We start from the raw sequence: 12,925 nt of genomic DNA on the forward strand, positions 1-12,925 counted from the left end.
CGTCGCACCACGATGCGCGGTGTCGACGCCCCCACACTATCGACTGCGGCCCACCGCCGACCACCCGCCGACGCCGCGCGGGCGTCACACCCGCACCCCGTGCGAACGTGTGTGACGCGTCCAACTCTCAGGTGCCCGTAGACACACCCGAGGCGCGACGGGAAGGCTCAGGGGCGAAGGGGAGTAGTTCCGCCCGGCTCTGCGGGCGCGTCTGCGTCGACATGCTGACGATCACGATGATCCGTCCGGCGCAGCACCTCGACTCTCGAGGCGAACGAGACCTTCGGCCCTTTGTCGCGGCCGTGGTCCTTCCTCGGTCGCCCCGACGGAAAGACGATGATGCCCCCTGCCCTCATCCTGCGGATCACGGTATGCCTCGCGATCGCCGCCCCGGCCATCGGCTTGCGCATGACCGGCACCCACACCGTGCCCGTGCTCGACATGCTCATCTTCGGCGCTGCCGTGGTCGCCGCCGCATTCCTTCTCGCGTGGGCCGCCGAAGCGGCGCAGAAGGACATCTCCGGAGCGCTCGCCATCGCCATCCTCGCCCTCATCGCGGTGCTGCCCGAATACGCGGTGGACCTCTACTACGCGTTCCGCTCCGGGTCGGATGCCGCCTACCTTCCGTTCGCTGCCGCGAACATGACCGGGTCGAACCGGCTGCTGCTCGGCTTCGGGTGGCCGCTCGTGGTCATCGTCGGGATCGTCGTCGCGAGCCGGGCCGCGCGCAGGACCGGCGCCCGGGCGCAGCGATTCCTCGCGTTGCCGTCGGAGAGTCGCCTCGACATCGGCTTCCTCGCACTCCTCGCCCTCACGGCTTTCGCGATTCCGCTCCGGGGCGCCATCCCGATCTGGTTCGGCGTCGTCCTGATCGCCGTGTTCATCGCGTACCTCTGGCGCGCCGGGCAGGTCCCGTCCGACGGCGAGGAGGAGTTCGTCGGCGCGGCCGCGCTCATCGTCGATCTGCCGAGGCGGGCTCGGCGCGCCACGGTCGTCGGATTGTTCGTCGTGTCGGCGGCGATCATCCTCGCCTGCGCCGAGCCGTTCGCCGAGGCGCTCGTCGCGTCGGGCAGCACGCTCGGAATCGACAGCTACTTCCTCGTCCAGTGGCTTGCTCCCCTCGCTTCGGAAGCGCCGGAGTTCATCATCGCCGTGATGTTCGCTCTTCGCGGCATGGGGGCAGCCGCGATCGGCACGTTGATCGCGTCGAAGGTGAACCAATGGAGCCTGCTGGTCGGATCGCTCCCCATCGCCCACTTCTTCGGCGGCGGAGACCTCGCCCTCGCCCTCGATGCCCGCCAGGTCGAAGAGTTCGTCCTGACGGCGACCCAGACCCTTCTCGGCGTCGCGATCATCCTCGCGCTGCGCTTCCACCTCTGGTCGGCCCTGTCTTTGGCGGCGCTGTTCGCGGTGCAGTTCTTCGTGACCGACACCGGCGGCCGCTACGTGCTGAGCGCGATCCAGGCGTCCGCCGCGATCGTGGTGCTGTTCGTGCACCGCCGACACCTCCTGGTCACGCTCTCGGCTCCGTTCCGTCGACCGTCGGCGCGCACGTCGGATGCGGCATCCCTCCCCCCGCAACGCGCGACTGCCTAGGATGACGGGAATGTCGAAACCCGTCGTGAGCCGCATGGCCGAGGACTATCTGACCCTCATCTGGAAAGCCCATGAGTGGCCGGGAACGTCCGCATCCACGACGGAGATGGCCGCCGCCCTGGGCGTCACCGCGTCGACCGTGTCGGCGAACCTGAAGAAGCTCGCCCGCGACGGCCTCATCGCCTACGAGCCCTACGGCTCGATCGCCCTCAGCGACGCGGGTCGCACGGTCGCCGTCGAGATCGTACGTCGGCACCGCATCATCGAGACCTACCTGACCGAACGGCTCGGGCTCACCTGGGACCAGGTGCACGACGAGGCCAACCGCCTCGAGCACGCGGTGTCCGACCTCGTCCTGGATCGCATGGACGAGGTGCTCGGCCACCCGACGTTCGATCCGCACGGCGACCCGATACCGGCCCGCGACGGATCCGTCGCCACCGTGGACTCGCGGCTTCTCACGCAGGTCGCGACGGGAGAACGCGTCACGGTGATCCGCATCTCCGACCGCCATGCCGACGTGCTGCGCTACCTCACCGACAAACGCATCGTCCTTGGTACGACCCTGACCGTCATCCACCACTCGCTCGCCGCCGGCGCCCTCGTCGTCACGATCGGAGACGACCGGCGCGAGCTGACGGCCGAAGCCGCCGCACACGTACGAGTCGTCCCGGCCGACAGCGGCGAGGCCGAAGAGCGCGACCGGCCACGCTGAGCACCTCTCGACGTGACACTGCGCCGATAGGGCGGGGCATCGGTGGGTACATCAGATCAGGCCGCACCCACCGGTCGCACGTGCGGACCATACTCGGGGCGACCGAGTCAGAATGGTCAGATGTCACGTCAGAGGCCCGCGCTCGCACGGGCAAGAATTCGCCCATGATGCCTCCGTCATCGTGCGAGTTTACGAAAGCCGCTCAGCGCCCGAGAGACCCGAAATTTGACACGAAAGAATCACAATTACACCCGGGCGGGACACACGAGTAGACCAAAGTCGCTGTCACTGTGAGCAGCACCCCGGATACGTTGCCCAGATGAAGCAAAAAATCCTCCTGGTTATCCCGGCCGCGATGATTCTGATCAGCGCAGGCATGGCAGCGCCCGCAAATGCGGCGGAGGGGGACATCTCTTCAACAGACGGCACGGCGGCGGCGCTGGCTGGAATCGACGGGAGCCTCAAGCTCACGCCCGCCGACGGAGCCGGCCTGGGCACCACCGATCTCACGGCGGCGACGGTGCATATCCCGGCTGACCCTGCAGACGGAGTGACCGTCGCGATCGAGGGCGTCGATCTGAAGATCGGGCTTCCGGGGGCGAGCGCGGCTGAAGACGGCGTTCCTCTCGCTGACGGAACCGTCACCTACACGGCCCGAGCGTTCAGCAACTCCGTCATCGCTTCGGAACAGGGCGTCCAGATGCTCACCACGATCGCGGGCCCGAATGCGCCGGCCCGGTACGAGTACTCGATAGACGTCCCCGCGGGCGGAGCCCTCAAGGAAGTCGGCGGAGGAGCGGCGGCTGTCTTCAATGAGGACGGCAATCCCGTGGTGATGATCCTTCCAGCCTGGGCGAAAGACTCGAACGGCTTGGATGTACCGACTCACTACGCCGTAGAGGGCGACAAGCTGGTCCAATACGTGGACCACTCAGGCCCGGGTATCGCCTACCCCGTGGTGGCCGACCCGCAGTTCGCCTGGATGGGTATCGTCCCCACCGTGAAACTCAACCGGAGTGAGACATACAACATGCGCTACGGGTCCCTGCCCTCAAAGCTCGCGCTGTGCGGGACCATCGGCGGCGTTGCCGGCATTGCCGTTGCGGGGCCTTGCGCGGTAAGCCTTGCCGTCTTGACCGCAAAGGCTGGAGCCTTCTACGGTAATGGCAACTGCCTCCAGGTCCTTATCGGTCCGGGTATCCTGGGCGGCGTTGAGTACAAAGACAGCTACTGCAGGTAAGGACGAGAATGAGAAGAGTTCTCAGCCTCCAGGCAGCACAAGCGCTGTTCAAGACCGTTCCCCGCATCCTGATATTCGTAGGGATTTGGCTCGCGTTCTATCTGTTCACGATCCTCACCGAGCAGTTCGTACCGTGGTGGGTGTTCCCTATCCTCGGAATCGGGATCTTCGGTTTCGTCGTCTACCTCGGCTCCGTCTGGCTGGACCGCGACATCATGCGCGGAGCCCAACGAGACGCCGGCGATGATTAGGGCACCATCCCACCCCTGAGAAGCAACACGCGGGCGCCGCCTTGAGGCGGCGCCCGTGAAAATGGTCCGCTGCCTCCTGACTCAACCGCGGTGCGCGACAACGCCGCTGAACATCACAACGAGCTGATCTCTCCAGCCACATCCACCGTACCGGGACGCGAGAGACCGGCCGCCCCCCATCGTGAGGTCGAGTCCGCGATTGTGGGACCGTCACCGGCGAGAACAACGTGAAAGGGAAGAGCCGGGCGGTCCCACCATTCTCCCAAGGCGATCGGCATTCCCCACTCCACAGCAGCAGCCTCGAGCGTCCAAATCAACCAGCTCAGAGACTCCACCGGCTCATCGGCCAGTATCTGATCCGGCTCCGTTAGGAGAACGACTAGCCCCGCATCACGAGAAAACTCGTCCGCCTCACGGATGCACTCGTCGAACGCGGCCTTGTTCTCTCCAAAGTACGTCGGAAATTGTAGCGCGGCCGCGAACTCGTTGAACACGCCCGCCACGTCCCTCATCTTCCGCCCGCGCACGACTCGCACCGCGACTCCCAGCCCCGTGCTCCACTTCCACCGGGCCGTGGCGATCTCGTCTCGTCTCCCGGCAAGCACGACGAAGGTGCTCCCCGTCCGCACCGGTTCAACTAGGCTTGTCACTCCATGGCCCCTCGAATAGTCACGAACGTCGAATATTGGTCGTCGGTCCAGTATGCAGACCCGTCTGATCACGTCACAAGACGCCCCAGTTCTCGTAACATCGCAGCCCGCGGACCTGTGGCTCGAATCTCGTCAAAAGTATGAGGCTGAATTCACCGATCGGTCGGTAAGCTCAAAGTGATCGAAGGTGCGCGGGCGGTCTGTGCATACGTGCCGAAGGGTGGCCAATGATGCAGAGATTCTCAAGAGACACAGAAATCGGTGCTCGACGCGTGACGATGGCGATCGCGGCGGTCGTTACGACCGGAATTCTCACGCTTGCTGGAGTGTATCCGGCCGCAGCGGATGACACCAATGCCCTCAGCGCCGTACAGAAGGCCGCTCCAGATGTATTCGCTTCCATCGCGGACGCGACCGCGTCCGCGATGGAATTGAGGTGACGGTCAACGGTGCAGCGGTTTCCATCCCCATCGAAGCAATCGACGGGCTGACGACTGACGCGGGTGACGGAGCCGTGCAGATCGGGCTACCGTTTGCGGAAACGGCCGACTCGGGATCCTCTTCAGCAGCCGGCACGATGACGTACGACAACAACAACGACACAAGCACCGTCGCTCTTGTGCACGACAGCGGAACGATTCAGGTGGCCACCGTCATCGGTTCCGCGCTTGCACCTACCCGATACGAGTACCCCATCGATTTACCTGCTGGCACCGAACTCGTCATTAACGACGCCGGCGCCAAGATTGTCGACCGGGGTACGGGCGATACCGTCGGCGAGTTTTCAGCCCCTTGGGCAAGAGACGCACGAGGCGCGGCCGTTCCGACCCATTATGTGGTCAACGCGTCGACACTCATCCAGGTGGTGGAGCTCGATGGGAACTACGCGTACCCCATCGTTGCGGACCCCAGCTACACGCCTTACGATATCTACCTTTCTCACAGCACCGTTGTTTCGATGTACAACACAATCAACAACATTCAAGGGGCTTGCAGCTTGCTGCCGCTTCCCTACTGGGTAGGAGTGGCATGCGCTAACGGCTTCCCAGGCAAGACCGCGGTGACCCAAGCGTATTGGCAGAACAAGCGAATCAAAGCGACCTACTGGAGCTGTGGCTTCAACTACTGCAGCTACTACACCTACGCAGTGGTCAAATAGGAAGGCGGGGTGTCATGCGATTGAGTTCAGCGCCCGCGAAAGCAGGCGTCCTGTTCGTCGGACTTCTTGTCGTCGTCTCGGGCGGTCTCCTCTTTATAGCTGCCGACTTCACGGCCGGTCTCATATGGACAGTTCTGACCTTGTTGGCGCTGACGGTCGTCGCGGCGCGCACTTTTCGCGGCGAACATGAGGGTCCGTCACGACCCTTGTGGCAGATGACCGCAGAGCCGACAGCGAGCTACGTGATCGGTGTGATTCTATTGGTGCAGAGCGGGTACGCCATGACGATCGCGCAAACGACACCCAGTCCTTGGGCGGTCTACATCGCGGAGACAGTGCTATTCCTCCTCGGTCTCGCCTTCGTGAACTCGGGCCTGCGGCTGACCCGCGCGGCGAATCGCGAAGCGAAGCACTGAGGTATGAGGGCCACCCACGGGCGCCGCTCATGTGTGTCAGAAGGGGCTGTGGTCACCGTGCTCTTGCGGTGGTCGGGTTTTGGTCTTGATAGCGCGGATGGACCGCTCATTGAGACTGACGGCGATCTCGTCGCCACCGACGCTGATGGAGATGCGCCCCCTCTCTCCTTGGGCCGGATCATGTCGATGGCGACGATGCGGGTGAATGCGCAGACGCCTCTTTCCCCACGGAATGTCCGGCGGCAGGTAGCCGCAGATTTGACATTGAAGTTGCGATTCTTGGGGCATCGAAGTGGTCCAGGCATCCTTCGCCGGCGGGGTTTCACTGGCGGTCACAGCCAGCCTGCTTCGGAAATCATCAGCGCTTCATCCCGCACCGACTGCGGAACCCTTTGGGACTACCGGCGGCGGCCTTCCAAGCGACCGCCGCGGCCAGCGGGCCGTGCACCGACCTCCGGAACTCCTCTGCGCGGCGTCGGTAGAGTCGGATCATGAGGGCGAACATCATCGGCGGGGTTCTGCTCGTACTCGTGGGCATCATGCTCACGGTCCTCAGCTTGCCCTATGCCTCGCAGGGCTTCATGGGGTTTGTAGGAATAGCGAGCGGTGTGGTTATCGCCCTCTCCTCCATCAAGCCGTTCCTGGCTGCTCGAGCGATCCACGCAAATCGAGCTCCGTAAGCGGTCACTCCTTCAGGGGGCACGCAGTTGGACCCCTTTTTTCGCGTAGCCTCGCATCTCGCGGGGAAACGACCATATGAGGGGGTGAGACGGGCAGCATCTACCGATACTGCTCAGGTACGCGGTGCAGACGGTCGAGCGCCGAGAGACCGTCATCGACGATCATGGGTTTGAACAGAGGCGCACCGGCGGCGAGCCACCGATCGCGGAAGCGACGCGAACTGGAGGGCGTTGAATCCTCGTATCCATGTTCAACACGGCAGCAAGGACAAATATCCCAGGACGGGTCGTTTCCGCTCGTTCCCCACGGAAGGTCCGGCGGCTGGTAGCCGCAGATTCGACAATAGAGTTCCGGTTCATGGCGCATCGACGTCGTCCAAATTGCTCGAATGCCGACTACGGATCTGACGTGCCCCAGCGTAGCCAACCGGGTACGCCTCCAGAACCTTCTGCGCCTCTTTGCGCACCCACGTGCGGTCATCGTGGAGGAGTCCGTCGAGCACAGAAGCGGGCAACCGCACCTTTCGCTTCCGGAGCGCCGACAGAGCATGCCCGTTGACGTCTCGATCAGACAACAACCCCAGCAACACCTGATCCGCCTCCGGACGCTTCGACTTCGCGAACCCGAGCACGATCATCTCTCGTCCCCGCCTGTACCGCACCTCCGTCGCCAGATCGACCAACTCATCGAAAGCCGCGTCATCCCAGGAGGTCTCCAGCGCGTTACCTGCGGCTCAACGAACACCCCTGTTCGGATCCTTCGAGCGCCTGTACAAGCACGGGGATCGCGCTGACGTACCGGAGCCCAGACCGACGCAGGTTTGCCAGCGAGTCGAAGTGGTATCCAAGGCGGGCGAGCTCTTCCAGCACCACCTCTTGACCTCCTGGCGCGGTCACACTCTGCCCGTCTCGTAGAAGAGCCTGCCGTCAGCCTCCTGGGTTTGCAGATAGTCGGCGACTCGGGACGCGACCCTCTGATTCTCCGCGTCGATCGCGATCAGCTTTGGTGTCCCCCGCTCCACCGCTCCTCCAAGACCCATCACACGGTCCTGGACCTCGGCCTGTGTCTCGGCTGAGAGGTCAGAGAAGAGCACGCGGAAGACGTAACGCCCTGAATGCTCCGTCACGCGACGGACGCTGAAAGCACCTTCCGACGTCGTCTCGGTTTCGACGAAGTCTCCGAGCGCAACGTTGTAGAGAAAGAACGGTATGCAGCAGACCTCGAATGTCGATTCAGTCAGCTGCCGGCACCACAGCTGCTCATATCGGTCCTGCTCCGGCAACGGCGCGACGACGATGAAGTTGGCACGCTCTCGCCAGATGGGCTCGTGGTGCGCCACGTACTGCCTAGGTGCTCGATTCACTGTGGGCCTCCACGCCGCACGTCCCGAGAGCCGTCTCTCGGCGATGCCGGATAGCGATCCGCGCCCTCACGGCGTTGCAGGGCAGACAGATCCTCCGCTCCTTCTCGGATGACGGCGCGAGCATCGAGCTGCTGCTTCTGCCCTTCAGCTGTCGCCACGACCGATGCTCACGCTCCCCAGTCCAGTCCCCGGTTGCATCGCTCTCGTCGCCAGCCACAGCTGACCCGTGACTCCCCAGTAGACCGCCATGTCTGTGAGCTCCAGGTTTGTCACAGCATCCGCCCCGCCGAGGAACAACGGGACTCGGTACCCAACGCAGTAGTCATGGCTGATCGGCAGCGTAGGCCCGCACTCATTCACCCACTCCAAGAAGAAGCCTGACGCAAGCGCAGCGTCTTCGTATTCGTGCAGCGTTGAGTCATGGAAATCGTCGAACGTCGCGGGGATCGTCAGGATCTCTCCCGTCCCGCGTTCGACGAGAAGCACCGATCGGAAACGTGCATCTTCCGCAGCCGCGGCGTCGAAGCCGAACTGACGCCCGAGCCAATCGAAGGCGAAGGGGCGGATGTCCGTCGTCGGGAACATCTCTGAGATCCACTGTGCTGCGGCCGGGCCCGACTCATCGTCATGCAGACGGTAAAGACCCCCACGAAACGAGGCCCCTGCGAACTCGTCCATGAAGGACGAGTATCCGGGCACCGTAAGCAGTGCGTCATCGCGCCAGGGCAGGCCTGCACTCGACACCACGTCGCGTCGTGCGCCGAACACGCGTCGGAACTCATCGAACATGAGGCTCCTTACCTATCGACATATTGCCACGCAGACCCACGCCTCCGCCGCTCAGCGCCATCAACACGCCTCCGCCGCTCGGCGCCATCAATCTGAGCGCGTGAAGTGAACCCTCTGGTCCTCATCTTGCAAGCTCCACGGATAGTAGACGAGGTGCATCTGGCCAGCGAGAACGTCTCTTTCGAGAAAGAACACCGGCGACACAGGACATCCGGATCGATTATCGGCGAAGACGTCTATCTCGGACCCAAGCGCGTCATCTCTCTTCGGATACCCGCCCCACGTACCTTCCCAATGAGCGCGATCTGACCAGTCCAAGTCGGCTATATGAACACCCGACGCGGCGGTGTAACACCCGAGCTCGATGGGCCAATCTGCAGAATGAAATCGGCCGCCGGGTTCGAAGGTGAGCGTAATACTCTGCCTCCTGGGATATGCGAGGACCCAGTCGCCAACGACATCTGCTCTGGAAATTGCCGCCACACGATATGTCGGATTCATCACCCATAACACGCCGAGAAGCACCAATAATGCTGCAGCGATGCCGCTGAAGCGCGCAATCTGGCTCTCGGCCTTTCACTCACCACTGTATTTTTTCCATCCATTCGAAACAGAATCGATGGTCCATGAAATCATGCTGCGGCAAATTCCGCTGCAGCCTGGCGGTCACAGCCACCCCGTCTCGTAGATCATCTGGCCCACGCGACTCTCGGCCTGCAGCCACTCGCCAATCCGGGAAGCGCGAGCCGGGCTGTCAGCGTCGATCGCCAGCAATGTCGGCGTCGCCCATTCGATCAACCCTCCCGCGCCGATCGTCCACTGCTCGACCGCGCGACGGCTGTCCCGCGACGAGTCGAAGAAGTGCACACGAAAAACGAAGCGACCCGACCGTTGTCTCACGCCGCGAAACACGAAGCGACCCTCAGAGGTGGACTCTGTCTCGACGATGTCCCCCAGCGCCACGTCGTAGAGGAAGAACGGTATACAGCAGACCTCGAACGTCGACTCGGTGAGCCGCCGACACCACAACTGCTCGAATCGCCCCTCCTCGGGCAACCGCGCGTTGATGATGAAGTTCGCACGCTCCCGCCACACCGGGTTGGGATGAACCGAGTACCCACGGTCCGCGTTGGTCATTCTGGTACTCCCCACCAACTCGGCGCCAGCATCGTGAGCGTGATCCGCCGACACCGACCGGACTTCCAGATCGGCCGTTGACGCTCAGACATCCCCGGAGTCGCCGCCGCGCCGAGTCATGAAGACCCCGATCGAGATCCAGACGATTGACGCCACGGAGGCGCCCATGATGAACGAGGCGGCATCCATACCCCAGACCCTACATCTCGAGCACGGTTGGGCGAAGGAGTCAGCCGGTCAGGGCTTACAAAAGTGCAGGCCGCAGGATGTGAGCCTACAACCCCCGAATTATCGCGGCGGTCTTCTGATCAACCGACATTCTGCCCCGAACCGAAGTTCGTGACAGGCGTTCCTGGAAAGCAGATGCTGGCACTCGGTCAGAGGTCGAAAACGGGATGGCGCCGGATCGGGGGGTAACGCCGATCACGCATCTGGATCCCCATCATCGTCGTGAGCGCCCGATTCTCTCCCCAAGGTAACAGCGCCGAACAGAATGAGCACGGGGGCGATCCATTCGAACCAAACGGCGTAAAGGGGACCGTATGAAGGATTGAAACCGGCGAGAATGGCGATCAGGAGGATGCCGAAGCAGGCGAACCCGCCAACCACACCCACCCGCGAGGATCGCGGAAGAGTCAGCTGGTCAGGGTGTCAGAGAACGGTGCCGGCTACAGGACTTGAACCTGCAACCCCCGTTTGGCGCGACGGAGGATGTCAGCCGCAGACTCCCGCCCCCACTGACCCGCATTTATCCCTCCTGGTCAGGCATCTTTCGGTCGCCGCGTGCGACCATCGCAGACACTCGGAGACACCCGGAGACTCCGACATGTTGGACGAATGTTAGACGCTGGACTCTGAGCGGCTCGGTCAGAGACGGGCGAGGATGTCGGCCTTCTTCGCGACGAACTCCTCCTCCGTGAGGATCCCCGCATCCCGGAGAGACTTGAGCTGCTGCAACTGCGCCGTCAGATCAGGAGCTGCCTGGACGGGGGCGGGGGCCGCGGGGGGCACTACAGCAGCCGAAGGTGACTGTGACGGGTGAGTGCCCGATGCGAGCTGCATCAGCACCCCACGGACCTGCTCCGCCTCCTTGTGGGCGATCCGCATCTCGATCGTGTTCCCCGCGGTGATCACACTGAGCTTCGTCTGTAACCCGAGGCCACGCTTCGTCGTCACGGACATGATCGACTTCACTGGGATCACCTCGGTCGACTGCTTCCGCGTCACGCCCGTCGCCAGGTACGAAGCGCCCATCGTCATGACGGCGATGCCCGCCTTCGCTCCTGTCGACAGGATCCCCTTCCGATCCCACTCGACCCGGTCAGGCCAGACGCTCACCCGCGCATTCTTCCCCTCGATGTGGGAGACGAACGACAGCAGCGGGACCGACTTGCCGTCACCCGCACTCAGATCAGCAGCGACCTCATCACTCATGCCTCGGATACTAGCGGAGCGCACCAATCCGTCGGAGCTCGCGGTGAGCGGGTCATACGCCTGACCCTCGAGCGACGCGGCCGCGCGTCCGAGGAGCTGGAAGTACCGCGCCGGGGTGGGCATGGCGGTAGTGTGCGCGCGGCCACCGACACCGGTGTCGACGGTGCCTTCTACGCTCACCCCATGCCCCGCCATGGTCTCGACCCCGACACCGCTCTCGACGTGTCGAGACGAGCGCCGGCGATGCGGTGCAGCTCGGCGATGACGGGCGCGGCATCCTTCGTGTACCGGTGTCGGGAGCATGTCGCCGAGAGGAGCACATCCTCGCGCGCGTCGCCGGATCATGGGTCGGGTACTACGGCGACGAACACACGAGGACGCTCAGCGAGGCGCTGCTCGAGATCCCCGGCGCGGACGCGTGGGTGGCATTCGGCCGGGAGCGGCGGGATGCTCCCGTGCACGGCGCCCCGAGGGCGCGACGGTCCTTGTAACGCAGAACAGCCCCGGCCGACCCGTGAGGGTTAGCCGGGGGCTGTTCTAGATGGGACTCGCGATCGCAGCTTCCACCGGGTAGTCCGTGACCCATCGTCCAAACGCGTCCTGCCGTCGAACGCCGTAGCGTGCGATCGTCGACCATTCTGCTGCCGGAGCCGGCGCGCGCGGCGGTGGGGCGGGCTCTGGCTTCGGTGGCTTCGCTCTGTTCTCCGGGTGGGTCCAGTTGTCCTGGGCGCTGTCCTCCCAGATCGCCGTCAACACGATGGCTTCCGGGGCGTGGATCTCTGGGTCTTCGGGATCATCGCGGATCTGGGGCCGGTGGTGGAAGTCGTCCATGATGCCGACGTTGCCGATGAGGGACAGCATCCCGTCGTAGATGTACGCCACCGGCGCACCGTCGGGGAGATCCGCGATCAGGTCGCGCAGCTCCCCGACGGTGAGATGCCGGTGATCGTCCGCCGCCGTCATCGCAGCGGGGTTGCGGCGAGGTCGACGCGCAGCGCCGGGTTCGGGCCGCCGTCGGGGATCACCCATTTGAAGGCGATCCGGTTGCGGAGGGTCGTGTTGCGGACGGTGCGCTTGAAGAACAGCGGCGCGGTGCCCGCGGGCGTGGTGATCGCGCCGCCCGAGTAGGTCGGGAGCAGGTCGGTCTGGTCGGCGATCAGACCCCAGTCCGCTCCCACAGGGGCGGGGTGAGATCCGGCGTAGATGCCGACGCCCTCGACGATGTCGTGCGCGACGCCGACGGCATCCAGGGGCGCCCACACGGGGTTCTCGTACTGGTAGCCCTCCGTCGACTCGATGCAGTACTCCACCCGTGCGAGGAGAGCCCAGGTCGGGGCGGTCGTCTCGATCGCGGCGATCCGCATCGCGTAGGTGACCCGATCGGACCACGCCCCCCACGGCATGTAGTTCACCGGCTGGACGTTCGCGATCGGGTTACCCGAGGGGCCGAACGAGCCCATCGTGGTGGTGATGAGCTGATGCGTCTTCGACATG

At 64.0% G+C, this 12,925-nt stretch carries 17 protein-coding genes; 8 read left to right on the forward strand and 9 right to left on the reverse strand.

Features of this window, described 5'->3' with window-relative positions; translation table 11 throughout:
• Positions 1–336 precede the first annotated feature (336 nt).
• The 4 genes from KY498_RS06610 (at position 337) to KY498_RS06625 (ending at position 3,802) form a co-directional block, all read left to right on the forward strand.
• The gene (locus KY498_RS06610) at positions 337–1,596 is read left to right on the forward strand and encodes a sodium:proton exchanger (RefSeq protein WP_223848867.1); all 1,260 of its coding nucleotides are present in this window, start codon (positions 337–339) and stop codon (positions 1,594–1,596) included.
• Positions 1,597–1,606: 10 nt separating this feature from the next.
• A complete protein-coding gene (locus tag KY498_RS06615; RefSeq protein ID WP_219879562.1) occupies positions 1,607–2,311 on the forward strand; it encodes a metal-dependent transcriptional regulator in 705 nt (234 codons plus the stop codon).
• A 319-nt stretch (positions 2,312–2,630) separates the two neighbouring features.
• The gene (locus KY498_RS06620; protein ID WP_191008196.1) at positions 2,631–3,551 is read left to right on the forward strand and encodes a hypothetical protein; all 921 of its coding nucleotides are present in this window, start codon (positions 2,631–2,633) and stop codon (positions 3,549–3,551) included.
• Positions 3,552–3,559: 8 nt separating this feature from the next.
• The gene (locus tag KY498_RS06625) at positions 3,560–3,802 is read left to right on the forward strand and encodes a hypothetical protein (RefSeq protein ID WP_191008195.1); all 243 of its coding nucleotides are present in this window, start codon (positions 3,560–3,562) and stop codon (positions 3,800–3,802) included.
• A gap of 113 nt (positions 3,803–3,915) precedes the next feature.
• Here the strand turns inward: KY498_RS06625 and KY498_RS06630 are convergent, their stop codons facing one another.
• Positions 3,916–4,524 carry a barstar family protein gene (locus KY498_RS06630; protein WP_219879563.1) on the reverse strand — a complete coding sequence of 203 codons (609 nt, stop codon included), beginning with the start codon at positions 4,522–4,524 and terminating at the stop codon, positions 3,916–3,918.
• Positions 4,525–4,679: 155 nt separating this feature from the next.
• Here KY498_RS06630 and KY498_RS06635 point away from each other — a divergent pair, with 155 nt between their 5' ends.
• From KY498_RS06635 to KY498_RS06645, 3 genes are read left to right on the forward strand one after another with little or no spacing between them, the layout of a single operon-like run.
• Positions 4,680–4,892, forward strand: a complete 213-nt coding sequence (locus tag KY498_RS06635; protein ID WP_191008194.1) for a hypothetical protein — start codon at positions 4,680–4,682, stop codon at positions 4,890–4,892.
• On the forward strand, positions 4,889–5,611 hold the full coding sequence (locus KY498_RS06640; RefSeq protein ID WP_191008193.1) for a hypothetical protein: 723 nt from the start codon (positions 4,889–4,891) through the stop codon (positions 5,609–5,611). The genes KY498_RS06635 and KY498_RS06640 overlap by 4 nt, the downstream gene beginning before the upstream one ends.
• Positions 5,612–5,625: 14 nt before the next feature.
• Entirely contained in the window at positions 5,626–6,027 is a 402-nt protein-coding gene (locus tag KY498_RS06645; protein WP_191008192.1) for a hypothetical protein, read from the forward strand.
• Between the two features lie 36 nt (positions 6,028–6,063).
• On the opposite strand, the gene KY498_RS06650 is transcribed toward KY498_RS06645, so the two are convergent.
• On the reverse strand, positions 6,064–6,363 hold the full coding sequence (locus tag KY498_RS06650; RefSeq protein WP_191008191.1) for a hypothetical protein: 300 nt from the start codon (positions 6,361–6,363) through the stop codon (positions 6,064–6,066).
• 155 nt (positions 6,364–6,518) lie between these two features.
• On the opposite strand from KY498_RS06650, the gene KY498_RS06655 reads away from it, so the two are divergent.
• The gene (locus tag KY498_RS06655) at positions 6,519–6,707 is read left to right on the forward strand and encodes a hypothetical protein (protein ID WP_191008190.1); all 189 of its coding nucleotides are present in this window, start codon (positions 6,519–6,521) and stop codon (positions 6,705–6,707) included.
• Positions 6,708–7,063: 356 nt separating this feature from the next.
• Here the strand turns inward: KY498_RS06655 and KY498_RS06660 are convergent, their stop codons facing one another.
• The 7 genes from KY498_RS06660 to KY498_RS06690 all read right to left on the reverse strand — a co-directional run bounded on the left by KY498_RS06660 (position 7,064) and on the right by KY498_RS06690 (position 12,924).
• Positions 7,064–7,345, reverse strand: a complete 282-nt coding sequence (locus KY498_RS06660) for a hypothetical protein (protein WP_191008189.1) — start codon at positions 7,343–7,345, stop codon at positions 7,064–7,066.
• A gap of 255 nt (positions 7,346–7,600) precedes the next feature.
• On the reverse strand, positions 7,601–8,047 hold the full coding sequence (locus KY498_RS06665; RefSeq protein WP_191008188.1) for a DUF4265 domain-containing protein: 447 nt from the start codon (positions 8,045–8,047) through the stop codon (positions 7,601–7,603).
• 168 nt (positions 8,048–8,215) lie between these two features.
• A complete protein-coding gene (locus tag KY498_RS06670; protein WP_191008187.1) occupies positions 8,216–8,860 on the reverse strand; it encodes a T6SS immunity protein Tdi1 domain-containing protein in 645 nt (214 codons plus the stop codon).
• Positions 8,861–9,526: 666 nt separating this feature from the next.
• A complete protein-coding gene (locus KY498_RS06675) occupies positions 9,527–9,997 on the reverse strand; it encodes a DUF4265 domain-containing protein (protein WP_060959881.1) in 471 nt (156 codons plus the stop codon).
• A gap of 867 nt (positions 9,998–10,864) precedes the next feature.
• Positions 10,865–11,431: an SHOCT domain-containing protein gene (locus tag KY498_RS16520; RefSeq protein ID WP_258186442.1), complete on the reverse strand. Its 567-nt coding sequence runs from the start codon at positions 11,429–11,431 to the stop codon at positions 10,865–10,867.
• 537 nt (positions 11,432–11,968) lie between these two features.
• On the reverse strand, positions 11,969–12,394 hold the full coding sequence (locus KY498_RS06685; RefSeq protein ID WP_219879564.1) for a hypothetical protein: 426 nt from the start codon (positions 12,392–12,394) through the stop codon (positions 11,969–11,971).
• Entirely contained in the window at positions 12,391–12,924 is a 534-nt protein-coding gene (locus KY498_RS06690) for a hypothetical protein (RefSeq protein WP_219879565.1), read from the reverse strand. Before KY498_RS06690 ends, KY498_RS06685 begins: the two co-directional genes overlap by 4 nt.
• Position 12,925: the final 1 nt, after the last annotated feature.

This window comes from Microbacterium sp. PAMC21962, from assembly GCF_019443465.1.
Classification (GTDB): Bacteria; Actinomycetota; Actinomycetes; order Actinomycetales; family Microbacteriaceae; genus Microbacterium; species Microbacterium hominis.